At 61.6% G+C, this 21,071-nt stretch carries 16 protein-coding genes and 1 pseudogene; 2 read left to right on the top strand and 15 right to left on the bottom strand.

All coding sequences use genetic code 11. From position 1 onward, the window contains the following. Positions 1–201 precede the first annotated feature (201 nt). The 8 genes from B3361_RS22120 to B3361_RS22085 all read right to left on the bottom strand — a co-directional run bounded on the left by B3361_RS22120 (position 202) and on the right by B3361_RS22085 (position 9,754). Positions 202–1,191 (bottom strand): sulfate/molybdate ABC transporter ATP-binding protein, encoded by a 990-nt coding sequence (locus tag B3361_RS22120; RefSeq protein ID WP_054905157.1) that lies wholly within the window; start codon positions 1,189–1,191, stop codon positions 202–204. Positions 1,192–1,194: 3 nt separating this feature from the next. After that, positions 1,195–2,067 (bottom strand): sulfate ABC transporter permease subunit CysW, encoded by an 873-nt coding sequence (cysW, locus tag B3361_RS22115; protein ID WP_009683703.1) that lies wholly within the window; start codon positions 2,065–2,067, stop codon positions 1,195–1,197. Positions 2,068–2,078: 11 nt separating this feature from the next. After that, positions 2,079–2,897 carry a sulfate ABC transporter permease subunit CysT gene (cysT, locus tag B3361_RS22110; RefSeq protein WP_009683704.1) on the bottom strand — a complete coding sequence of 273 codons (819 nt, stop codon included), beginning with the start codon at positions 2,895–2,897 and terminating at the stop codon, positions 2,079–2,081. Between the two features lie 172 nt (positions 2,898–3,069). Further along, positions 3,070–4,077: a sulfate ABC transporter substrate-binding protein gene (locus tag B3361_RS22105; RefSeq protein WP_054905158.1), complete on the bottom strand. Its 1,008-nt coding sequence runs from the start codon at positions 4,075–4,077 to the stop codon at positions 3,070–3,072. A 47-nt stretch (positions 4,078–4,124) separates the two neighbouring features. Beyond that, a complete protein-coding gene (gene oscA, locus B3361_RS22100) occupies positions 4,125–4,307 on the bottom strand; it encodes a sulfur starvation response protein OscA (protein ID WP_009683706.1) in 183 nt (60 codons plus the stop codon). 244 nt (positions 4,308–4,551) lie between these two features. Continuing rightward, entirely contained in the window at positions 4,552–7,605 is a 3,054-nt protein-coding gene (locus B3361_RS22095; protein WP_054905159.1) for an efflux RND transporter permease subunit, read from the bottom strand. Next, entirely contained in the window at positions 7,602–8,669 is a 1,068-nt protein-coding gene (locus tag B3361_RS22090; RefSeq protein WP_054905160.1) for an efflux RND transporter periplasmic adaptor subunit, read from the bottom strand. The genes B3361_RS22095 and B3361_RS22090 overlap by 4 nt, the downstream gene beginning before the upstream one ends. Continuing rightward, positions 8,666–9,754 carry an efflux RND transporter periplasmic adaptor subunit gene (locus B3361_RS22085; RefSeq protein WP_054905161.1) on the bottom strand — a complete coding sequence of 363 codons (1,089 nt, stop codon included), beginning with the start codon at positions 9,752–9,754 and terminating at the stop codon, positions 8,666–8,668. Before B3361_RS22085 ends, B3361_RS22090 begins: the two co-directional genes overlap by 4 nt. A 314-nt stretch (positions 9,755–10,068) precedes the next feature. Between B3361_RS22085 and B3361_RS22080 the strand changes: the two are divergent. Next, positions 10,069–10,523, top strand: a pseudogene (locus B3361_RS22080) (REP-associated tyrosine transposase). Between the two features lie 105 nt (positions 10,524–10,628). Here the strand turns inward: B3361_RS22080 and B3361_RS22075 are convergent. The 7 genes from B3361_RS22075 to B3361_RS22045 form a co-directional block, all read right to left on the bottom strand. Further along, positions 10,629–11,522 carry an ABC transporter permease subunit gene (locus tag B3361_RS22075; RefSeq protein WP_054905162.1) on the bottom strand — a complete coding sequence of 298 codons (894 nt, stop codon included), beginning with the start codon at positions 11,520–11,522 and terminating at the stop codon, positions 10,629–10,631. Next, a complete protein-coding gene (locus tag B3361_RS22070; RefSeq protein ID WP_009681714.1) occupies positions 11,519–12,439 on the bottom strand; it encodes an ABC transporter permease subunit in 921 nt (306 codons plus the stop codon). The genes B3361_RS22075 and B3361_RS22070 overlap by 4 nt, the downstream gene beginning before the upstream one ends. Beyond that, positions 12,436–13,578, bottom strand: coding sequence for a polyamine ABC transporter ATP-binding protein (potA, locus tag B3361_RS22065; RefSeq protein WP_009681715.1), 1,143 nt, complete (start codon positions 13,576–13,578; stop codon positions 12,436–12,438). The genes B3361_RS22070 and potA overlap by 4 nt, the downstream gene beginning before the upstream one ends. A gap of 71 nt (positions 13,579–13,649) precedes the next feature. After that, positions 13,650–14,744 carry a polyamine ABC transporter substrate-binding protein gene (locus B3361_RS22060; RefSeq protein ID WP_009681716.1) on the bottom strand — a complete coding sequence of 365 codons (1,095 nt, stop codon included), beginning with the start codon at positions 14,742–14,744 and terminating at the stop codon, positions 13,650–13,652. A gap of 159 nt (positions 14,745–14,903) precedes the next feature. Further along, positions 14,904–16,001, bottom strand: a complete 1,098-nt coding sequence (locus B3361_RS22055; RefSeq protein WP_009681717.1) for a polyamine ABC transporter substrate-binding protein — start codon at positions 15,999–16,001, stop codon at positions 14,904–14,906. A 169-nt stretch (positions 16,002–16,170) separates the two neighbouring features. Beyond that, a complete protein-coding gene (locus B3361_RS22050; RefSeq protein ID WP_054905163.1) occupies positions 16,171–17,532 on the bottom strand; it encodes an aspartate aminotransferase family protein in 1,362 nt (453 codons plus the stop codon). A gap of 48 nt (positions 17,533–17,580) precedes the next feature. Further along, a complete protein-coding gene (locus B3361_RS22045; RefSeq protein ID WP_009681719.1) occupies positions 17,581–18,939 on the bottom strand; it encodes a glutamine synthetase family protein in 1,359 nt (452 codons plus the stop codon). A 574-nt stretch (positions 18,940–19,513) separates the two neighbouring features. Here B3361_RS22045 and B3361_RS22040 point away from each other — a divergent pair. Beyond that, positions 19,514–20,890 (top strand): glutamine synthetase family protein, encoded by a 1,377-nt coding sequence (locus B3361_RS22040; RefSeq protein WP_009681720.1) that lies wholly within the window; start codon positions 19,514–19,516, stop codon positions 20,888–20,890. Positions 20,891–21,071: the final 181 nt, after the last annotated feature.

Raw genomic sequence — 21,071 nt, 5'->3', positions numbered from 1 at the left:
GGGACGCCTCCAGTAAGTTTGCGTGCTTGGAGGCCAGTATAAAGACGGGGTTATATTCGTAAAGGAATAAGAAGCTATTTATTAATAACCAAAATACCAGTATTGGCGTTGCGTTGCGGTGGGCTGCAAAGCAGCCGCGGCAATCTCACAGGTACAAAAAAGCCCGGGACCAACCCCGGGCTTTGCATCAGCCACCGCGACTCAGATATCCGCCACCTTCTCCCAAACCTTCGGCCGGAAGAACAGCGTCTCCCCACGCGCCAGGCCGGTCAGGCTATCGTGGTCCTTGACCACTTCGGCTTCGATCAACTCGCTCTGCCCTTCCACCTTCAGGGTCACCCGGGTAGTCGCGCCCAACGGCCGAATGTCGCGCACTTCGGCCGCATGGTGGCCTTCGGTTTCATGGCGCGACAAAGACACCTCGTGCGGCCGGAACAGCACATGGTGCCCTTCGCTCAACGCCAGGCGGTTGGAGTCACCGAGGAAGTGGTAGACGAAATCGTTGGCCGGTTGCTCATACACCTCGCCCGGCGAACCGATCTGCTCGATCACGCCTTTGTTCATCACCACGATGCGGTCTGCCACCTCCATGGCTTCTTCCTGGTCGTGGGTGACGAATACCGAGGTCAGGTTGATGTCCTCGTGCAGCCGCGCCAGCCAGCGGCGCAGCTCTTTGCGCACCTTGGCATCCAGCGCACCGAACGGCTCATCCAGCAGCAGCACCTTGGGCTCCACCGCCAATGCCCGGGCCAGGGCGATGCGCTGGCGCTGGCCACCCGACAACTGCTCAGGGTAGCGGTCGGACAACCAGTCCAGTTGCACCATGTTCAGCAGCTCATGCACTTTCTCGGCGATCCTGCTTTCGCTGGGGCGCTCGCCTTTGGGCTTCATGCGCAGGCCGAACGCCACGTTGTCGAACACGCTCATGTGGCGGAACAGTGCATAGTGCTGGAACACGAACCCCACGTTGCGGTCGCGCACGTCGCGGCCCGACACGTCCTCGCCATGGAACACGATGTTGCCCTGGTCCGGGGTTTCCAGGCCGGCGATGATGCGCAGCAGGGTGGTCTTGCCGCAGCCGGACGGGCCGAGCAAGGCCACCAGCTCGCCGCTGTTGATGTCCAGGGTGATGTTGTCCAGGGCCTGGAAGCTGTTGAAGCGCTTGCTGACGTTACGAACTTCGATCGACATGAGTCATTCCTCCGCGGCGCCGTGGCGCAGGCGGTTAATACGGTTCTCGCTCCACTGCTTGAGCAGCAGGATGAAGAGCGCCAGGATCAGCAACAGGCTGGCCACGCTGAAGGCTGCGACGTGGTTGTACTCGTTGTAGAGAATTTCCACGTGCAGCGGCAGGGTGTTGGTCACGCCACGAATGTGGCCGGACACCACCGACACCGCGCCAAACTCGCCCATGGCCCGCGCAGTACACAGCACCACGCCGTAGATCAGCCCCCACTTGATGTTCGGCAGGGTCACGTGCCAGAACATCTGCCAGCCGTTGGCGCCGAGCAGCCGCGCGGCCTCCTCCTCTTGCGTGCCCTGCTCCTGCATCAGCGGGATCAGCTCACGGGCCACGAACGGTACGGTGACGAAAATGGTCGCCAGGACGATGCCCGGCAGGGCGAAGACGATCTGGATATCGTGGTCTTGCAGCCACGGCCCGAACAGGCCCTGCGCGCCGAACATCAGCACGTAGACCAGGCCGGCGATCACCGGCGACACCGAGAACGGCAAGTCGATCAGGGTGACCAGGATGCTCTTGCCGCGGAAGGTGTACTTGCTCACGCACCAGGCGGCGCTTACCCCGAACACCAGGTTCAGCGGCACCGAGATGGCCACGGCGAGCAGGGTCAGTTTCAGCGCCGACAAGGCGTCGGGTTCGAGGATCGCCTCGAAGAAGGTGCCAAAACCGTTCTTCAGCGCCTGCGATACCACAATGACCAGGGGCAGCAGCAAAAACAGCACGAACACCAGCCAACCAAGGCCGATCAGGATACGCCGCGAAGTGGCGCTGCCACGGCGGGCGGCGTTGGCGGCCGCGCTTGCACTCAGGGATGAACTGGACATGCCGGCCTCCTTCAAGGGGTTTCGATACGGCGCTGCAGCAGGTTGATCAGCAGCAGCAGGATGAAGGAAACCACCAGCATCAGCACGCCAATGGCGGTGGCCCCGGTGTAGTCGTACTGGTCGAGCTTGACCATGATCAGCAGCGGCAGGATCTCGGTCTTCATTGGCATGTTGCCAGCAATGAAAATCACCGAACCGTACTCGCCCACGCCACGGGCGAAGGCCAGGGCAAAGCCGGTCAGCCAGGCGGGCAGCAGGGCCGGCGCCAGGATGTGGCGGAACACCTGCAGCGGCTTGGCACCCAGGCAGGCCGCAGCCTCTTCCACTTCACGCGGGATGTCGGCCAGAACCGGCTGCACGGTGCGGACCACGAACGGCAGGGTGACGAACGTCAGCGCCAGGGTGATGCCCAGTGGGGTGTAGGCGATCTTGAAGCCCAGGTCGGTGGCGAACTGACCGACCCAGCCCTGGGGGGCGTAAAGCGCGGTCAGGGCAATACCGGCAACGGCCGTGGGCAGGGCGAACGGCAGGTCGATCATCGCATCGATGACCTTACGCCCCGGGAAGGTGTAGCGCACCAGCACCCAGGCCAGCAGGGTGCCAATCACACCATTGATGATGGCCGCGAACAGGGCAGTGCCGAAACTCAGTTTGAGCGCGGCGATTACCCGCGGCGCACTGATGATGTTCCAGAACTGCTCGAAGGTCAGCTGCGAGGCATGGATGAACATGGCCGCCAGCGGTATCAGCACGATCAGGCTGAGGTACACCAAGGTGTAGCCCAGCGTCAGCCCGAAGCCGGGTATGACGGGGGAAATGCGGCGTGACATAAATATCCCTGGTTGAATGCACTCGGCCCAGTATCGATCCGGGGCCGGTACAGGCTTTTGAAGCGAGGTCCTTGTGGGAGCGGGCATGCCCGCGAACACCGGCGTAGCCGGTGCCGGCCACCGCGCTGGATTCTTCGCGGGCACGCCCGCTCCCACAGAGACCGCGTCGCCGTTACTGTGCCTGATAGATCTGGTCGAACACACCGCCATCATTGAAGAATTTCGGTTGTGCAGTCTTCCAGCCACCAAAGTCCTTGTCGATGGTCACCAGGTCCAGTTTCGGGAACTGCTTGCCAAACTCGGCCGCGACCTTTTCATCACGCGGGCGGTAGAAGTTCTCGGCGGCAATTTTTTGCCCGGCTGGGCTGTACAGGTGTTTGAGGTATTCGGTGGCAATCTCGGTATTGCCTTTCTTCTCGGCGTTCTTGTCCACCACCGCCACCGGCGGCTCGGCAAGAATCGACAGCGACGGCACGACGATCTCGAACTTGTCGGCACCGCCGTCTTCCTTCAGTGCCAGGAACGCTTCGTTTTCCCAGGCCAACAACACATCGCCCTGGCCATTGTTGACGAAGGTGATGGTAGAGCCGCGCGCGCCGGTATCCAGCACCGGTACGTGCTTGAACAGTTCCTGCACGTAGGCCTTGGCCTTGTCTTCACTGCCGCCGGCCTTCAGGCCGTAAGCCCAGGCGGCAAGGAAGTTCCAGCGTGCGCCGCCAGATGTTTTCGGGTTGGGGGTAATCACCGACACGTCGTTCTTGATCAGGTCGCCCCAGTCCTTGATGCCTTTCGGGTTGCCCTTGCGCACCAGGAACACGATGGTCGAGGTATAGGGGGTGCTGGCGTCCGGCAGGCGGCTTTGCCAGTTCTCCGGCAAGCTCTTGCCCAGCTTGGCGATTTCGTCGATATCACCGGCCAGCGCCAGGGTCACCACGTCAGCGCGCAGGCCGTCGATCACCGCCCGGCCCTGCTTGCCCGAGCCACCGTGGGATTGCTGGATCTTCACCGTGTCGCCCGGGTGCGCCTGCTGCCAATGCTGGATGAACTCGGCGTTGTATTGCTGGTACAGCTCACGGGTGGGGTCGTATGACACGTTCAGCAGTTCGTAATCCTTGGCGATGGCGGAACCGGCAAAAACGGCACTGGCCAGGGCGGCGAGCGCATAACGGCGGATGGACATGGTGAAGCTCCCGATGGCACTTGTTCTAGTTTTGAAAGGGTGTGGGCTCAGCCGGCCTTGTTTCCCGGCTGTTGCAGACGGAACTTCTCCTTGCGCTCGATCTGCACGACCTGGGCGTTATGCACCGTGATCTCCACCGCGCCAAAGCGCAGGTCGCGCAGGGCGTTCTGGATCTCCCGCAAAAGGCTGGCTTCGTCCTGACCATCGATATTACGCAGCGGTGCACTCATGCTCGTTCTCCTTGGCGTGAGATGCCGGGCGGGGATTTGAAGGGGTATTGCCTGGCTTGAGGGCAATAGTAGCGAGGGGCTTTTATTCTTAAAAATACTATTTAAGAATTTTTATATAACCGTTTTATTTTTCTGGTTCGAGGGCCCTATCGCCGGCAAGCCGGCTCCCACAGGCGTGTCACTGCCTCTCAGTTTTGTGAGGCCCCTGTGGGAGCTGGCTTGCCGGCGATAGAGCCTTGAGCCTTCAGTTTTGCTTCTGTGGCTCGCGGATTTTGTACCAGGCCACGTACAAGGCCGGCAGGAACAGCAGCGTCAGCAGCGTTGCACTGATGATGCCGCCAATCATGGCGTAGGCCATCGGCCCCCAGAACACTTCACGTGCAATCGGGATCATGCCCAGGCTCGCTGCGGCTGCCGTCAGCAGGATCGGCCGGCGACGGTGGTTGGTGGCCTCCACCACCGCGTCCCAAGGGGCATAGCCCTGCGCCTCGAACTCATCGATCTGGGTAACCAGAATCACCGAGTTGCGGATGATGATACCGACCAGCGCCAGGATGCCGAGAATCGCCACGAAGCCCATCGGCGTACCGGTAGGCACCAGCGCCAGCACCACGCCGATCAGCCCCAGTGGCGCCACGCTGATTACCAGGAACAGCTTCTGCACGCTGTGCAGCTGGATCATCAGGAACGTGGCCATGAGGAACAGCATCAGCGGGATGACCTTGGCGATCGGCCCTTGGGCCTTGCCACTCTCCTCCACGGTACCGCCCGTGGCCACTTCGTAGCCTACCGGCAGTTTGCTGGCGAACTCGTCGATTTTCGGCTTCAGTTGCGCCACCAGGTCGGTGGGTTGAATGTCGCCGTTGACCGAGGCCTTGATGGTGATGGTTGGCTTGCGGTCACGCCGCCATACCAGCGGCTGCTCCAGCTCGTAGCGCACGGTGGCAAACGACAGCAGCGGAATCGAGGTGCCGTTGGAGGTCAGGATCTGCAGGTTCTGCAGGGTATCGGGCGAACCACGCTCGCTGTCCTCGGCACGCGCGACCACGTCGATCAGGTAGATGCTGTCGTTGACCTGGGTGATCTGCACACCGCTGACGATGCTGTTCATCACGTTGGCCACATCTTCCGACGACAGCCCCAGCTGGCGCGCCTTGTCCTGGGCAATGTCCACGCGCAGTACTTTGCCAGGCTCGTTCCAGTCGTAGATCATCTCGCCTATGTTGCGGTTCTGGTTGAGCAAGGTCGCCAGGTCGATGGCGTGCTTGCGCACCTCGTCGATACTGGTGCCGCTGACCCGGTACTGGATCGGCCGCCCCACCGGCGGGCCCATTTCCAGCGATTGCACGTTGGTGCCGATGCCGACGAACTCTTCACGCAGGATTTTCTGCAAACGCTCGATCATGCCCTGGCGCTCTTCCAGGCCCTTGCTGACAATCACCAGCTGGGCGTAATACGGGTTTTGCAACTGCTGGTCGAGCGGCAGGTAGAACCGCACGGCGCCCTGGCCGATGTAGGTGCTCCAGTGCACCAGGTCCGGGTCGTCCTTCAGGCGCGCTTCGAAGCGGTCGACCACCTTGCGCGTCTCCTCGATCGAAGCGTTCTGCGGCAGGTTCAGGTCGACCAGGATCTCCGGGCGGTCCGACGCGGGGAAGAACTGGTTCTGCACGAAGCGCATGCTGAACAGCGCCAGGGCAAACAGCAGGATGGTACCGATGATGGTCAGCCAGCGATGGCGCATGCACCACAGCAGCCCACCCTCGAACGCCCTGGCCACGCGCCCAGGCTTGGCTTCGTGAGCCTTGACCTTGCTGCTGCTCAGGATGTGCACCCCCAGCACCGGGGCGAAGAACACCGCCACCACCCAGGACACCAGCAAGGCCACGGCGATTACCGCGAACAGGGTGAAGGTGTACTCGCCTGCAGAACTGGCGTTAAGGCCGATCGGCACGAAGCCGGCCACCGTGACCAGGGTACCGGTAAGCATCGGGAAGGCCGTGGAGGTGTAGGCGAACGTGGCCGCCTGCTCCTTGCTGTCGCCCATTTCCAGCCGGGTGACCATGACCTCCACGGTGATCATCGCATCGTCCACCAGCAAGCCCAGGGCAATGATCAGCGCGCCCAGCGAAATCCGCTGCATGGTGATACCGCTGTATTCCATGAACACGAACACCATCGCCAGCACCAAGGGTATCGAGCAGGCCACCACCAGCCCCGCGCGCATGCCTAGGCTGACAAAGCTTACCGCCAGCACGATCACCACCGCTTCGAACAACGCACTGGTGAAGCCGCCAACCGCCTTCTTGACGACCACGGCCTGGTCCGACACGGTATGCACGCCAACGCCTATCGGCAGGTCCTGGGTTACCTGGTCCATGCGTTTTTTCAGTGCGGCGCCGAACGCCTGCACGTTGCCGCCGGCCTTCATGCCAATGGCCAGACCAATGGCGGTCTGGCCGTTGTAGCGGAACATCGGTGAAGGCGGGTCGACATAACCGCGCTCGATAGCGGCGATATCGGCCAGGCGGAAGAAGCGGTCATTGATCTTCAGGTTGACGGTTTGCAGGTCCTTTTCCGAGGCAAACTGCCCGGAGGTTCGCACCGAGATGCGCTCTGGTCCGGCCTCTATCACCCCCGCCGGGGTGACCGCGTTCTGCGCTTGCAGGGCCTGCATCACCTGGCGCTGGTCAATGCCCAGGGCGGCCAGCTTGCGGGTGGAGAAGTTCAGGTACAGCACTTCATCCTGGGTGCCGATGAACTCGATCTTGCCGATATTGGGTACATCGCGCACTTCTGCACGGGCCTGCTCCACATAGTCACGCAGCTGGCGCAGGGTAAGGCCGTCGGCGGTGAAGGCATAGATCGAACCGAACACATCGCCGAACTCGTCGTTGAACCCAGGCCCCTGGATGCCAGCAGGGAACTGGCCACGGATGTCCTGGATCTTCTTGCGCACCTGATACCAGATTTGCGGGATATCCTCGGCCTTGGTGGTATCACGCAGGTACACGTAGACCGTGGATTCGCCCGGCCGGGTGTAGCTCTTGGTGTAGTCGAGCGAGTCGAGTTCTTCGAGCTTTTTCTCGATACGGTCGGTGACCTGGTACAGGGTCTCGTCCTGGGTCGCACCGGGCCATCGGGTCTGGATGACCATGGTCTTGATGGTGAACGACGGGTCTTCTTCACGGCCCAGGTTGAAGTAGGAAAAAATCCCCATCAACAGGGCAACGAACATCAGGTACCAGACGAACGATTGATGCTTGAGTGCCCAGTCGGACAGGTTGAAGCTTCCTTTCATTGCGCATCCTCGTCGAAAGCGACCTTCTGGCCAGGCTTGAGGCTGTTCACGCCCGCAGTCACCACACGTTCACCAGGCTGCACGCCAGAGGCCACGACGATGCTGTCGGAAGTACGGTCGATCAGGGTCACGTCACGGGTGCCGACCGTTTTCTGCCGGGTGTCGATGACCCACACCTGGGTCTTGCCGTCGCGTTCGAGCAAGGCACTCAAGGGCAGCTCGCTGCGCGGCGACACTTGCGAGGTCAGCGTCACACTGACCGCGGTGCCCAGGTGGAAGGCTGCCGGGGTGTTTGCCAAGGTCAGGCGCGCACGGCGGGTACGGGTCGTGGGGTCGGCCTGCGGCTCCAGCTCGCGCAGGGTAGCGGTGGTGTTGATGGTCGGGTCGAGTTGCGAAGCGACGGTGAAGGTCAGCCCTTTGTCCAGTTGCTCTGCCAGGCTGATCGGCAAGTCGATCACCGCCTCCTTCACATCAGGCCGGGCCAGGGTCACCACGGCCTGCCCGGCGGTGACCGTCTGCCCGGCCTCGGCCTGCCAGGCCGTGATGACCGCTGCATGGTCGCTACGCAGTGTGCTGTAGCCGAGCTGGTCACGGGCCTGGCTGACAGAGGCGCGCGCCTGCTCCAGCGTCGCGCTGGTGGTTTTCAGGTTGGTCTGGGCGACATCCAGCTGCGCCTGGGCACCCACCCCACGGTCGTACAGCTGTTGCTGGCGACGGGCATCGGCCTGGGCATTGATCCATTGCGCCTGCACCCTGGCCAGGTCGCCTTCGGCGGCACGCAGTTGGTTCTGCTGGTCGGTGGGGTCGAGGGTGGCCAAGGTATCGCCCGGCTTGACCTGGGCTCCCACGTCCAGCCAACGCCGGGCAATGCGCCCGGCTACGCGGAAGCCCAAGGTGCTCTCGAAGCGTGCCTCGATATTGCCAGCGAAGCGGCCCAGTTGCGTCTGCACCTGCGGCTCGACCTTCACCGACAGCACCGGCCGGATCGGCTCTGGGGCTTGCTCGTCACCCTCGCAGGCAGCCAGCAGCATGCCGGCTGACAGTATCAGCAGCAGCCGTGTCATAGCTCACCCCCTGGGCGTTTGGCATCCACCTTCTCCACCTGCATGCCGGGGTGCAACAGCTGGCTGCCGTTGACCACCACGGTTTCGCCCGCCTGCAAGCCGCTGGCGATGACCACCTTGCCAGTCAGGTAGCGGCCGACTTCGACCTTGCGCAGTTCGACCTTGTCACCCTCACCCACTACCCACACGGCAGGTGCGTGCAGGGCCTTGGTCAAGGCCGACCACGGCAGCTCGATGCTCGGCCGCCCCACGGTACTGGTGCTGGCCGTCACCGGCGCGCCCAGCTGCATTTCGGCGGGTACATCCTTCAGGGCCACCTTGACCTGTACCGTGCCGCTTTGCGCCGACACGGTGGGCGTGATTTCGCGGATCACGCCGCGCGCCTGGACCTTGGGGTCGTCCAGCAGGCGGACGAGTATTTCGGCGTTGCCGGGCGGTGCCACCAGCAAGGATTCGTACACATTGAACACGGCATCGCGGTCGCCATCGACGGCCAGGCTGAAGATCGGCATGGTCGCCTGCACCACCTGGCCTACTTCGGCCTGCCGCGCGGTGATCACCCCGGCGGCGTCGGAGACCAGCGCGGTGTAGCCGAGTTGTTCATTGGCACTGGCCAGTTGCGCCTGGGCCGCCTTGAGCGCGCTCTGGTTGCTGCGCAGCGCCGCTTCGGCGGCATCGTATTCGCTTTTGCTGGTGTAGCCCTTGGGCAGCAGTTTTTGCTGGCGCACGAAGGCCGCGCGGGTCTGGGTGACCCGCGCCTGCGCGGCAAACACCTCGGCCTTGGCCGAATTCACGTTGTTCTGCAGGTCTTTCGGGTCCAGGCGTGCGAGCACCTGGTTGGCCTTGACGTGGTCACCCACATCGACGCTGCGCGAAATGATCTTGCCCCCCACACGGAACGACAGGTCCGTCTGCACCCGCGCCTGTACATCGCCGGTCAGGGTGACCCTGGCGGCGAAATCGGTGGGTTGAACCTGCTGCACGCCCACCCGCGGCAATGTTTCAGGCACCTCTTCCTTGCTACACCCGGCGAGCATGCACAGCAGCCCCAGGCAAACGACCGACAGCGGACGTATCAACGTCATGCAGGCTCCTTGCTTGCGCACAAATGGTTTGTGGGATGCGACTGTCAGCGTAGTTCAGGGTTCGATAAACATCACTGACGGGGGTCAGTTCGGCAGTTTCGGCGCTTGCGCCGGCCTCTTCGCGGGCACGCCCGCTCCCACCGGGTAAGCGCAAGTCTCAGGGCCTGCGCTTTTCCTGTGGGAGCGGGCAAGCCCGCGAAAGGGCCGGCACAGCCAAGCACGTGCTTCAGTTATATCCGGAAACCACCAACCACCCGGCCACCCCGCTTCAGCCACTACTTTCAAAGGGAGGTTCAACTTCAAGGAAGATCACAATGCCGTTAGCCGAATCCCATCTGCTGCGCCGTGGGCGCTTTTCCGAGCCAGGCAGCTTTACATGCTGACCACCAAAACACACCTGCGGCGGCCACTGTTCAATGACTTCGTCCACGCTCGCCTGGTGGTCAGACACCTGCGGGTATCCGATGGCATCGAGGACTGCCGGTCATTGGCCTGGGTAGTGATGCCGGACCATCTGCATTGGTTGATCGAACTGAAGGAAGTGGCATTGGCGACACTGATGCGCAAGTTCAAATCCCGCACAGCCATTGCCTTGCGCAAGGCAGGTGTCAGGCACAAGCCGATATGGCAACCGGGGTACCACGACCATGCACTGCGGCGGGAAGAGAATGTGGTGCATGTGGCCCGGTACATCGTTGCCAATCCCTTGAGGGCAGGCTTGGTCCGGAGTGTCAGGGATTATCCACACTGGGATGCGGTATGGCTTTGAATCGGTGCTGGGGCCTTCGCGGGCTTGCCCGCTCCTACAGGTACAGCGCAGTCTCAAGGCCTGCGCTGTACCTGTGGGAGCGGGCGTGCCCGCGAAAAGGCCGGATCAGGCCGAAGCCGCCACTTGCGTCGGGCGCTTGACCTGCGGCTGTGAAGCGTTCGCTGCTGCACCCTCTTCGATCGCCTGCTGAATCGCCCGGCGGCGGTTCTCTTCGGCACGGCGGCTGAAGAACCAGACAAAGAAGGTCACCAGCGACACCGACAGCAGAATCAGGCTGGCCACGGCGTTGATCTCGGGCTTCACACCCAGGCGCACCGCCGAGAACACTTCCATCGGCAAGGTGGTCGAGCCAGGCCCGGAAACGAAGCTGGCCAATACCAGGTCGTCCAGCGACAGCGCGAACGACATCATGCCCCCCGCCGCCAGCGATGGCGCGATCATCGGGATGGTGATCAGGAAGAACACCTTCCAAGGCTTGGCACCCAGGTCCATCGCCGCTTCCTCGATCGACAAGTCCAGCTCACGCAGGCGCGCCGACACCACCACCGCCACATACGCGGCGCAGAACGTGGTATGGGCGATCCAGATGGTGACGATGCCGCGCTCCTGCGGCCAGCCGATCATTTGCGCCATGGCCACGAACAGCAGCAACAGCGACAGGCCGGTGATCACCTCGGGCATTACCAACGGTGCGGTGACCAGGCCGCCGAACAGCGTGCGGCCCTTGAAGCGGGTGACGCGGGTCAGCACGAACGCGGCCAGGGTACCCAGCGCCACCGCTGCCACCGCCGTGTAGCAGGCAATTTCCAGCGAGCGCATCACCGAACCCATCAGTTGGGTGTTGTCGAGCAGGCCGACATACCACTTCACCGACCAGCCGCCCCACACCGTCACCAGCTTGGAGGCGTTGAACGAGTAGATCACCAGGATCAGCATCGGCAGGTAGATGAACAGCAAGCCCAGCACCAGCATCAGCTTGGAGAAACTGAAGCGTTTCATGCGCGGCCCTCCATCTCTTTGGCCTGGCTACGGTTGAACAGCAGGATGGGCACGATCAGGATCGCCAGCATCACTACCGCCAGGGCAGAGGCCACCGGCCAGTCACGGTTGTTGAAGAACTCTTGCCACAGCACCTTGCCGATCATCAGGGTTTCAGGGCCGCCGAGCAGCTCGGGGATGACGAACTCGCCCACCACCGGGATGAACACCAGCATGCAGCCAGCGATGATGCCGTTCTTCGACAGCGGCACGGTGATCTTCCAGAAGCTGTTGAAGGTACTCGAACCCAGGTCCGAAGCGGCCTCCAGCAGCGACGGGTCGTGCTTTACCAGGTTGGCGAACAGCGGCAGGATCATGAACGGCAGGTACGAATAGACCACGCCGATGTACACCGCCAGGTTGGTGTTGAGGATCTGCAACGGCTGGTCGATCAGCCCCGTCCACATCAGGAAGCCATTGAGCAGCCCGTTGTTGCTGAGAATGCCCATCCAGGCGTAGACGCGGATCAGGATCGCCGTCCAGGTCGGCATCATGATCAGCAACAGCAGGACCGTCTGCGTTTCCTTCTTGGCGTTGGCAATGGCGTAGGCCATCGGGTAGCCGATCAGCAGGCACAGCAGGGTGCTGAAGAACGCCATCTTCAGCGAACCCAGGTAGGCGGAAATATACAGCTCATCCTCGGTCAGCAAGCCGTAGTTGGCCAGGTTCAGGACCAGCTGGATCTTGTCTTCGACGTAGGTGTAGATCTCGGTGTACGGCGGGATCGCCACGTCGGCTTCGGCGAAGCTGATCTTCAGCACGATGAAGAACGGCAGCATGAAGAACAGGAACAGCCAGATGAACGGCACGCCGATCACCAGGTGCCGCCCCTCCGGGGTTATGCGCTGGAAGGCTCGCTTGAGCTTGCGCAGTTTCATGACCGCAGTACCACGCCGCTGTCGTCTTCCCACCACACATACACTTCATCGCCCCAGGTCGGCCGCGCGCCTTGGCGCTCGGCGTTGGCGACGAACGACTGGACCACCTTGCCGCTGGGTAGCTCGACGTAGAACACCGAGTGGCCACCCAGGTAGGCGATATCGTGCACCTTGCCACGCGACCAGTTGTGCTCGAACTCCGGCTGCTTGGTGGTCACCAGCAGTTTCTCCGGGCGCAGGGCATAGGTGATGTGCTTGTCTTCCACCGAGGTGGTGATGCCGTGGCCAACGTAGATCTTGCGCTCCAGTTCCGGGCTGGCAATGATCGCGTAGCCCTCGGCGTCATCGACCACATCGCCTTCGAACAGGTTGACGTTGCCGATGAACTCGCACACCAGGCGGCTGGTGGGCGTTTCGTAGATATCGACCGGCGAACCGATCTGGGCAATCCAGCCCAGGTGCATGATGGCGATGCGCTGGGCCATGGTCATGGCCTCTTCCTGGTCGTGGGTCACCATCACGCAGGTCACCCCCACGCGCTCGATGATCTCGACCAGTTCCAGCTGCATCTGCGAGCGCAGTTTCTTGTCCAGCGCGCCCATTGGCTCGTCAAGCAGCAGCAGCTTCGGGCGCTTGGCCAGCGAGCGGGCCAGGGCCACGCGCTGGCGCTGGCCGCCAGACAGCTGGTGCGGCTTGCGCTTGGCGTACTGGGTCATGTGCACCAGCTTCAGCATCTCGGCCACGCGGGCGTCGATCTCGGCCTTGGGCATTTTGTCCTGCTGCAGGCCGAAAGCGATGTTCTGCGCCACGCTCATGTGCGGGAACAAGGCGTACGACTGGAACATCATGTTGATCGGCCGCTCGTACGGCGGCATGTCGGTGATGTCGACGCCATCGAGGTAGATCCGCCCTTCGGTCGGGCGTTCGAAGCCTGCCAGCATGCGCAGCAAGGTGGACTTGCCGGAACCGGAGCCACCGAGCAGGGCGAAGATCTCGCCCTTGCGGATTTCCAGGGACACATCGTCCACGGCTACGGTTTCGTCGAATTTTTTCGTGACCCGGTCGATCTTGACCAGCACCTGCTTGGGTTGCTGGCCACCCTCGAGGGCTTTTTTATAGGCACCGGAGGCAACTGCCATGAGTGAAACTCCCAACAAGATTTTTGTGCCCGCGCGGCCTGCCTGGCAGGCGCCGGCGCGGGTCTGGATTGTTACTTGCCCGACTTGACCTTGGTCCAGCTGCGGGTCATCAGCCGTTGCACCTTGGGTGGCAACTCTGAATTGACGAACATCTTGTCCAGCACTTCCTGCGGTGGGTAAACCGCGGCGTCAGTCCTCACGGCCTGGTCCATCAGGTCGCCAGCCTTGGGGTTCGGGTTGGCGTAACCGACGTAATCACTGACCTGGGCGATAACCTCAGGTTTCAGCAAATAGTTGATGAAGGCATGCGCCTCTTTGACGTTCTTGGCGTCCTTGGGAATCGCCAGTACATCGAACCAGAGGTTGCCGCCTTCCTTGGGAATGGCGTAAGCCAGGTTCACGCCCTTCTTCGCTTCTTCAGCGCGGGCCTTGGCCTGGAACACATCACCCGAGAAGCCCGCCGCGACGCAGATGTCGCCATTGGCCAGGTCGGTGATGTACTTGGACGAATGGAAGTAGGTCACGTAAGGGCGCACGGCCAGCAGCTTCTGTTCGGCCTTGGCGTAATCCTTGGGGTTGGTACTGTTGGGGTTCAGGCCCATGTAGTTGAGCACCGCCGGGAGCATTTCGTCCGCCGAGTCGAGGAAGGCTACCCCGCACTTGGACAGCTTCTTCATGTTCTCGGGCTCGAACAGCACGGCCCACGAGTCGATGGTGTCCACGCCCAGGGCGGCTTTCACCTTGTCGACGTTGTAGCCGATGCCGTTGGTGCCCCACAGGTAGGGCACCGCGTACTGGTTGCCCGGGTCGTTCTTTTCCAGGCGCTTCATCAGCGCCGGGTCGAGGTTCGAATAGTTGGGCAGCAGGCTCTTGTCGAGCTTCTGGAACGCGCCCGCCTTGATCTGCTTGCCGAGGAAATGGTTGGACGGCACGACCACGTCGTAGCCGGTATTACCGGCCAGCAGCTTGCCTTCCAGGGTTTCGTTGGAGTCGAATACATCCTGCACGGGCTTGATGCCCGTGGCTTTCTCGAAGTCCGCGAGTGTGGTCGGGCCGATGTAGTCGGACCAGTTATAGAAGTGCACCGTTGGCGCCGCTTGGACGCTGCATGCCAGCGTCAGGCCCGCGCCGGCCAGCAAGGCCTTGCGGAATACAGAAATAGACAAGTGGGTGGTCCTCACAATCAGTGCCTGGGTAGCGACAATGCTGCCGCACACGCAAAACCGGCGCGCAACTTACCTTCGCAGCTTCGATGCCGCAATGAACAATTGCCTTTCAAAGCCTCTGGGCCGGCATTTACCGGCCCGGAGGTACTGCCATCGGGCTTATTTGCCCGATTTGATCTTGGTCCAGCTGCGGGTGATCACACGCTGTACCGAAGCATCAGGCGCGGCGATCGCGTACAGCTTTTTCTTCACGTCGGCAGGCGGGTAGATGCTCGGGTCGCTGGTGATGTCTTTGTCGACCAACGGGGTCGCGGCCTGGTTACCGTTCGGGAAGCGCACGGCGTTGGTGATTTCAGCCATGATTTCCGGCTGCATCAGGAAGTTCATGAACTGGTAGGCAGCGTCCTTATGCTCGGCATCCTTGGGGATGGCGACCATGTCGTAGAAAGTACCGGCGCCTTCTTTCGGAATCACGTAGTCCACTTTGACCTTGTCGCCGGCTTCATGGGCACGGGCCTTGGACTGCTCCAGGTCACCCGAGTAGCCAACGGCCACGCAGATGTTGCCGTTGGCCATGTCGCCAATGTACTTGGACGAGTGGAAGTAGGTGATCGAAGGGCGGATCTTGAGGAACAGGTCCTCAGCGGCCTTCAGGTCATCTTTCTTGGTGCTGTCGGTCGGCAGGCCCAGGTAGTGCAGCGCGGCCGGCAGCATTTCGGTCGGCGCGTCGAGGAAGCTTACGCCGCAGCTTTTGAGCTTGGCGATGTTCTCTGGCTTGAACACCACGTCCCACGAGTCGATTTTGTCCACACCCAGCGCGGCCTTGACCTTCTCCGGGTTGTAGCCGATGCCGATCGAGCCCCACATGTACGGGAAGGCGTGCTTGTTGCCCTTGTCACTGGCATCGCCCACGGCCTTGAGCAGGTCGGGGTCGAGGTTTTTCCAGTTCGGCAGCTTGGAGCGGTCCAGCTCTTCGTACACACCAGCCTTGATCTGCTTGGCCAGGAAGTTGTTGGACGGCACCACGATGTCGTAGCCCGACTTGCCGGCCAGCAGCTTGGCCTCGAGGGTTTCGTTGCTGTCGAAGACGTCGTACTTGACCTTGATGCCTGTCTGTTTCTCGAACTTGGCGATGGTGTCCGGAGCGATGTAGTCCGACCAGTTGTAGACGTTCAACACCTTGTCTTCAGCCTGAACAGCGGAGGCCATGGCGCCCATCAGGGCGGCGGCCAGCAACGTCTTGCCCATTTTCTTCATGCGTAATGCTCCAGAATTTTTGTTTAGCCTTCCGTTCAGCTGCCAGAACCCACGGTGCAGAGCGTGCGGCGACTGAAACAGTCGCTAGTCTGGCAAGTTACCGGGCCCTGTATCAAGGAAAGCAGGGCCTGGTAACGACTTAATGTCACTTCGCTAGCCTAGCAAACGCTCACCGAATCGCTTCGAGTGTCAGGTCCAGGCATTTGCGCGCCTTTTCTACCAGCTCATCAATCTCTGCATGGCTGATCACCAGCGGCGGCGCGATGATCATGGTGTCACCCACAGCGCGCATGATCAGGCCGTTTTCGAAACAGAAGTTGCGGCAGATCATGCCCACACCCTTGCCTTCGTAACGGCTGCGGGTGGCCTTGTCCTTGACCAGCTCGATCGCGCCGAGCAGGCCCAGGCCGCGTACCTCGCCCACCAGCGGGTGGTCCTGCAGCTCACGCAAACGCTTTTGCAAATACGGTGCCGCTTCCGTGCGCGCCTTCTCGACGATGTGCTCGTCGCGCAGGATGCGCAGGTTTTCCAGGCCTACGGCGGCGGCCACCGGGTGGCCCGAATAGGTGAAACCGTGGTTGAACTCACCCCCTTCGCTGATGACCTTGGCCACGGTGTCCCGCACGATCACCCCGCCCATGGGGATGTACCCGGAGGTCAGGCCCTTGGCGATGGTCATCAGGTCGGGCTGCAGCCCGTAGTAGTCGGAACCGAACCACTCGCCGGTCCGGCCAAAACCGCAGATCACTTCGTCGGCGACGAACAGGATGTCGTAACGGGCCAGAATCTCCTTCACCTTCGGCCAGTAGGTCTCAGGCGGGATGATCACGCCGCCGGCCCCCTGGATGGGCTCGGCGATGAACGCAGCAACGTTGTCCTCGCCGACCTCCAGAATTTTCTGCTCCAGCTGTTCGGCAGCCCACACCCCGAATTCGTCCGCCGTCATGTCGCCGCCTTCGCCGAACCAGTACGGCTGCGGGATGTGCACGATGCCCGGAATCGGCAGGCCACCCTGCTCGTGCATGCCGCTCATGCCACCCAGGCTCGCGCCGGCGACGGTCGAACCGTGGTAACCGTTGATGCGGCTGATGATGGTCTGCTTCTGCGGCTTGCCCTGCAGCGCCCAGTAATGGCGGACCATACGCAGCACCGTGTCGTTGCCTTCGGAGCCGGAGCCGGTGAAGAACACATGGGTCATGCCTTGCGGCGCCACCTCGGTGATCGCCTTGGCCAGCTCCAGCGCCGGCGGGTGGGCGGTCTGGAAGAACAGGTTGTAGTACGGCAGTTCACGCATCTGCTTCTCTGCCGCCTGCACCAGCTCTTCGCGGCCATAGCCAACGGCCACGCACCACAGGCCGGCCATGCCATCGAGAATCTTGTGCCCCTCGCTGTCCCACAAATGCACACCCTGGGCCTTGGTGATGATGCGTGGCCCCTTCTCTTTCAGCTGCTTGTAGTCACTGAAAGGTGCCAGGTGATGCTCCCCGCTCAGGGCTTGCCATTCACGGGTTTGCGGGTTGTTGACGCTCATGGGCTTCTCCGTAGTTCGGCCGCCGCGCACCTGCGGCGCCAGGGTTGATCAGACAGCAAACAGCAGGAACTCACGCTCCCAGGAGCTGATTACACGTTTGAAGTTCTCGTGCTCGGCGCGCTTGGTGGCGACATAGCCGGTAATGAATTTCTTGCCCAGGTACTGCACCAGCGCACGGCTGTTCTCCATGCGCTCCAGGGCATCTTCGATGGTCAGCGGCAGGCGCAGGTTGCGCCGTTCGTAACCACGGCCCTGCACCGGCGCACTGGCTTCGATACCTTCGACCATGCCGATGTAGCCACACAGCAGGCTGGCGGCGATGGCCAGGTAGGGGTTGGCGTCAGCGCCCGGCAGGCGGTTCTCGACCCGGCGGCTCTGCGGGCCGGCATCCGGTACACGCAAACCGACGGTGCGGTTTTCTTCGCCCCACTCCACGTTGACCGGCGCCGATGTGTCGGGCAGGAAGCGGCGGAAGGAATTGACGTTGGGGGCGAACAGCGGCAGCGCCTCGGGGATGAACTTCTGCAAGCCGCCAATGTGGTGCAGGAACAGTTCGCTCATGCTGCCATCTGCATTGCTGAAGATGTTCTTGCCCGTGGCCACGTCGACCACGCTCTGGTGCAGGTGCATGGCACTGCCCGGCTCGCCGGTCATCGGCTTGGCCATGAAGGTGGCCGCCACGTTGTGCTTGAGCGCTGCTTCGCGCATGGTGCGCTTGAACACCAGGATCTGGTCAGCCAGGTGCAGGGCGTCGCCATGACGGAAGTTGATTTCCATCTGCGCCGTGCCGTCTTCGTGGATCAGCGTGTCGAGGTCCAGTTGCTGCAGCTCGCACCAGTCGTACACGTCTTCGAACAACGGGTCGAATTCGTTCGCCGCTTCGATCGAGAACGACTGTCGGCCGGTTTCCGGGCGACCGGAACGGCCTACCGGCGGCTGCAGCGGGAAGTCCGGGTCTTCACTGCGCTTGGTGAGGTAAAACTCCATTTCCGGCGCGACGATCGGCTGCCAGCCTTTGTCGGCGTAGAGCTTGAGCACTTTTTTCAGCACGTTGCGCGGCGACAGTTCGACCGGGTTGCCCTTCTTGTCGTAGGTGTCGTGGATCACCTGCGCGGTGGGCTCGATGGCCCACGGCACGAGGAACACGGCGTTTTCGTCAGGGCGGCAGATCATGTCGATGTCGGCCGGGTCGAGCAATTCGTAATAGATGTCGTCGTCGACGTAGTCGCCGGTCACGGTCTGCAGCAGCACGCTCTCGGGCAGGCGCATGCCCTTTTCGGCAATGAATTTGTTGGTAGGCGAAATCTTGCCGCGCGTGATGCCGGTCAGGTCACTGATCATGCATTCGACTTCGGTGATCTTGTGCTCTTTCAACCAATCGGTGAGCTGGTCGAGGTTGTTACTCATAAATACCTCAGGAGGTAAGGTGGTCCGCGACTTGATTCTGGATGGAGAAGATTGCTAAAGCAAAAACCCCCGCGCAGAGCCACAGTGGATACACTGAAATCAGCTGTGTCCGAAATGAGTTCAAAAGGCAGGAAGATGAAACGAAGGGCGGCAAGCCGCTGCGAGGGCAGGTCCGGGAACGCCAAACGTCAATTATTGCGGCCAGGGCGGCAGCAACAGCGACGCAGCTTGCATGAACGGCGGAGGTACCCGATGGCACTGCGCACGCAGTGCTTTCAGGTCGCGGCAAGCGGACCATGTGACCCTCGTATTATTGTGTTCTGGGTTGAGACCGAGCTTAGCCTTGTTCATTTTTTTACACAACACCCGCGTAAAAAATAAAACACGGCACGCTTGAGATAGCTCTTTACCGGGGAAATAGCGGATAATGCCATGCCCCGATTTGCAGCAAATCTGCCGTAGATGGGCCATTTCAGGGCATCATGGGGTTGGCTTGACATCAGTATGGCTTTTCGGTTGACTGGTCTTGCAAGCCCCCCTTGATTGATATTTTTAACAACAAAGGTGTTGCATCATGTCGGTACCCCCGCGTGCCGTTCAGCTTAACGAAGCGAACGCGTTCCTTAAGGAACATCCTGAGGTTCTCTACGTTGACCTTCTGATTGCAGATATGAATGGTGTGGTGCGCGGCAAGCGCATAGAGCGCACCAGCCTCCACAAGGTTTACGAGAAAGGCATCAACTTGCCGGCCTCTCTCTTCGCCCTCGACATCAACGGTTCCACCGTCGAAAGCACTGGCCTGGGCCTGGATATCGGCGATGCCGACCGCATCTGCTATCCGATCCCAGACACACTCTGTAACGAACCGTGGCAAAAGCGCCCCACTGCCCAGCTGCTGATGACCATGCACGAGCTGGAAGGCGAGCCGTTCTTCGCCGACCCGCGCGAAGTGCTACGCCAGGTGGTGAGCAAGTTCACCGACATGGGCCTGACCATCTGCGCCGCGTTCGAGCTGGAGTTCTACCTGATCGACCAGGAGAACGTGAACGGCCGCCCACAGCCACCGCGCTCGCCAATCTCGGGCAAACGCCCGCAGTCGACCCAGGTGTACCTGATCGACGACCTCGACGAATATGCCGACTGCCTGCAGGACATCCTCGAAGGCGCAAAGGAACAAGGCATCCCGGCCGACGCCATCGTCAAGGAAAGCGCCCCGGCGCAGTTCGAAGTCAACCTGCACCACGTGCCAGACCCGCTCAAGGCCTGCGACTACGCGGTACTGCTCAAGCGCTTGATCAAGAACATTGCGTACGACCATGAAATGGACACCACCTTCATGGCCAAGCCCTACCCGGGCCAGGCAGGCAACGGCCTGCATGTACACATTTCCGTGCTGGACAAAGATGGCAACAACATCTTCACCAGCGAGGATCCCGAGCAGAACGCCGCGCTACGTCACGCTGTCGGCGGTGTGCTCGAGACCCTGCCAGCGTCCATGGCGTTCCTCTGCCCGAACGTCAACTCCTACCGCCGCTTCGGTGCGCAGTTCTACGTACCGAACGCGCCAAGCTGGGGCCTGGACAACCGTACCGTGGCGTTGCGCGTACCGACCGGCTCGGCCGATGCTGTGCGCATCGAGCACCGCGTAGCCGGTGCCGACGCCAACCCGTACCTGATGATGGCTGCCGTGCTGGCGGGCGTGCACCATGGCCTGACCAACCAGATCGAGCCAGGCGCGCCGATCGAAGGCAACTCGTACGAGCAACTTGAGCAGAGCTTGCCGAACAACCTGCGCGATGCCTTGCGTGAGCTGGACGACAGCGAGATTCTGAACAAGTACATCGATCCGAAGTACATCGACATCTTCGTCGCGTGCAAGGAAAGCGAGCTGGAGGAGTTCGAACACTCGATCTCCGACCTCGAGTACAACTGGTACCTGCATACCGTGTAAACAAAACGCCGCCGCCAAGATGTTCTGTACACGCTGAGATTGCCGGGGCCGCTTTGCGGCCCTATCGCCGGCAAGCCAGCTCCCACGGTGATCGCATCAGGGCTGACAGGTGTTTGCCTCAACGTATGCAGCGCCTGTTTGAGCTAGCGCCGCCCGCGCGGCGCATCGCGAGCTGCGCTCG

It is taken from the genome of Pseudomonas sp. UBA6699, assembly GCF_002454615.1.
Taxonomy (GTDB): Bacteria; Pseudomonadota; Gammaproteobacteria; order Pseudomonadales; family Pseudomonadaceae; genus Aquipseudomonas; species Aquipseudomonas juntendi.
Note: the sequence above shows the minus strand (reverse complement) of the source record. Positions and strands in the feature narration are given on the sequence as shown.

What these genes read in the sequence shown, in the direction of transcription:
- oscA (WP_009683706.1), bottom strand. Translation starts at nt 4,307, where the DNA reads ATGAGTGCACCGCTGCGTAATATCGATGGTCAGGACGAAGCCAGCCTT.
- potA (WP_009681715.1), bottom strand. Translation starts at nt 13,578, where the DNA reads ATGGCAGTTGCCTCCGGTGCCTATAAAAAAGCCCTCGAGGGTGGCCAG.
- B3361_RS22090 (WP_054905160.1), bottom strand. Translation starts at nt 8,669, where the DNA reads ATGACACGGCTGCTGCTGATACTGTCAGCCGGCATGCTGCTGGCTGCC.
- cysW (WP_009683703.1), bottom strand. Translation starts at nt 2,067, where the DNA reads ATGTCCAGTTCATCCCTGAGTGCAAGCGCGGCCGCCAACGCCGCCCGC.
- B3361_RS22105 (WP_054905158.1), bottom strand. Translation starts at nt 4,077, where the DNA reads ATGTCCATCCGCCGTTATGCGCTCGCCGCCCTGGCCAGTGCCGTTTTT.
- B3361_RS22075 (WP_054905162.1), bottom strand. Translation starts at nt 11,522, where the DNA reads ATGAAACGCTTCAGTTTCTCCAAGCTGATGCTGGTGCTGGGCTTGCTG.
- B3361_RS22085 (WP_054905161.1), bottom strand. Translation starts at nt 9,754, where the DNA reads ATGACGTTGATACGTCCGCTGTCGGTCGTTTGCCTGGGGCTGCTGTGC.
- B3361_RS22040 (WP_009681720.1), top strand. Translation starts at nt 19,514, where the DNA reads ATGTCGGTACCCCCGCGTGCCGTTCAGCTTAACGAAGCGAACGCGTTC.
- B3361_RS22055 (WP_009681717.1), bottom strand. Translation starts at nt 16,001, where the DNA reads ATGAAGAAAATGGGCAAGACGTTGCTGGCCGCCGCCCTGATGGGCGCC.
- B3361_RS22045 (WP_009681719.1), bottom strand. Translation starts at nt 18,939, where the DNA reads ATGAGTAACAACCTCGACCAGCTCACCGATTGGTTGAAAGAGCACAAG.
- cysT (WP_009683704.1), bottom strand. Translation starts at nt 2,897, where the DNA reads ATGTCACGCCGCATTTCCCCCGTCATACCCGGCTTCGGGCTGACGCTG.
- B3361_RS22095 (WP_054905159.1), bottom strand. Translation starts at nt 7,605, where the DNA reads ATGAAAGGAAGCTTCAACCTGTCCGACTGGGCACTCAAGCATCAATCG.
- B3361_RS22050 (WP_054905163.1), bottom strand. Translation starts at nt 17,532, where the DNA reads ATGAGCGTCAACAACCCGCAAACCCGTGAATGGCAAGCCCTGAGCGGG.
- B3361_RS22070 (WP_009681714.1), bottom strand. Translation starts at nt 12,439, where the DNA reads ATGAAACTGCGCAAGCTCAAGCGAGCCTTCCAGCGCATAACCCCGGAG.
- B3361_RS22120 (WP_054905157.1), bottom strand. Translation starts at nt 1,191, where the DNA reads ATGTCGATCGAAGTTCGTAACGTCAGCAAGCGCTTCAACAGCTTCCAG.